General features: G+C 60.4%; 2 protein-coding genes. Both read left to right on the forward strand.

Features of this window, described 5'->3' with window-relative positions; genetic code table 11:
- The coding region (locus ACDA63_RS19475; protein WP_373664964.1) for an SLC13 family permease at positions 1-433 on the forward strand (433 nt) is incomplete at its 5' end.
- Between the two features lie 64 nt (positions 434-497).
- Positions 498-1,481: a TRAP transporter substrate-binding protein gene (locus tag ACDA63_RS19480; protein WP_373664965.1), complete on the forward strand. Its 984-nt coding sequence runs from the start codon at positions 498-500 to the stop codon at positions 1,479-1,481.
- Positions 1,482-1,518: the final 37 nt, after the last annotated feature.

Below are 1,518 nucleotides of genomic sequence, written 5' to 3' on the forward strand. Positions count from 1 at the left end.
CGCCGCTTCGATGGTGAGCGCATGGCTGATCACACTGGCGGACATCCCCGGGCAGGTCATCGAGATCATGCAGCCGTTCATGGGCAACCGCATCCTGCTGATGTTCGTGCTGATGATCCTGGTGTTCGTGGTCGGCACGGCACTTGATCTCGCGCCCACGGTGCTGATCCTCACCCCGGTGCTGATGCCGCTGGTGAAGGAAGCCGGCATCGACCCGTACTACTTCGGGATCATGTTCATGATGAACAACGCCATCGGCCTGATCACTCCGCCCGTCGGCACGGTCCTCAACGTGGTCTCCAGCGTCGCCCGCGTCAAGCTCGACAGCGTCATCAAGGGGATGGTGCCCTTCCTGATCGCCGAAACGCTGGTGATGTTCCTGCTGGTGATCTTCCCGCAACTCGTCACAGTTCCTGCGTCCTGGATGCGCTGAGCACCAGGAACGTTCGATGCAACCCGTCATGCAATCGGCATTACGCCATAGAGGAGACAGACAAATGAAAGTCAAAGGAATCCAGGTTCTGAGCGCACTATGCGTCAGCCTGCTTGCAGCCATGCCGCTGACGAGCCAGGCACAGACCAAGCTGCGTTTTGGCTATGAAACGCCGCGCAGCGACTCGCAGCACATCGCTGCGCAGAAATTCAATGAACTGCTCAAAGCCAAGACCGGTGGCAAGCTGGAGCTGCAACTCTTCCCGGACAGCGCGCTGGGCAATGCGCAGGCACTGATCAACGGCGTTCGCGGCGGCACGATCGATCTCGAAATGTCCGGTTCGAACAACTTCACCGGCCTCGTGCCTGTGCTGAATGTGCTGGACGTTCCCTTCCTGTTCAAGGACGACGCCCACGTCGTACGGGTACTCGACGGCAAGACCGGCGATGACCTTCTGGCCACCCTCGATGCGCAAGGCATGAAAGGCCTGGCGTTCTGGGACAATGGCTGGCGCAACGTCACCAACTCCAAGCACCCGGTACGTACGCCGGCCGATGTGAAAGGCCTCAAGATCCGAACCAGCGCGAGCCCGATGAACATCGAGGCCTTCCGTCTGCTGGGCGCCAACCCGATCTCGATGCCGGTGTCCGAGCTCTACACGGCACTCGAAACCAAGGCCGTGGATGCGCAGGAGCACCCCCTTGGCGTGCTGTGGTCGACCAAGTTCTACGAGGTACAGAAGTACCTGAGCCTCACCCGCCACGCATATAGCCCGTTGATCGTGGTGATGAACAAGGCAAAGTTCGACGCCCTCTCGCCTGACCTGCAGAAGGCGCTGGTCGAATCCGCGCGTGAAGCTGCTCAATACCAGCGCCAGCTCAACGCGCAGAACCTGCGCACCATCATCGACGGTGTGAAGAAGTCCGGCATGCAGGTGGTCGAAGACCTCGACACCAAGCCGTTCATGGAAGCCACCAAGAGCGTGAAGGACACCTTCAACAAGCAATACGGCGACACCTACACGAAGCAGATCGACGCCCAGCGTTAAGCCACGTCGCGGCCACGCCGGTGCGCCTTGCGCACCG

Origin of the sequence: Uliginosibacterium sp. sgz301328 (genome assembly GCF_041807905.1) — a bacterium.
Taxonomy (GTDB): Bacteria; Pseudomonadota; Gammaproteobacteria; order Burkholderiales; family Rhodocyclaceae; genus JBGVSA01.

Excerpts from the sequence above, each read along its gene's own strand:
- ACDA63_RS19480 (WP_373664965.1), top strand. The coding sequence starts at position 498 with ATGAAAGTCAAAGGAATCCAGGTTCTGAGCGCACTATGCGTCAGCCTG.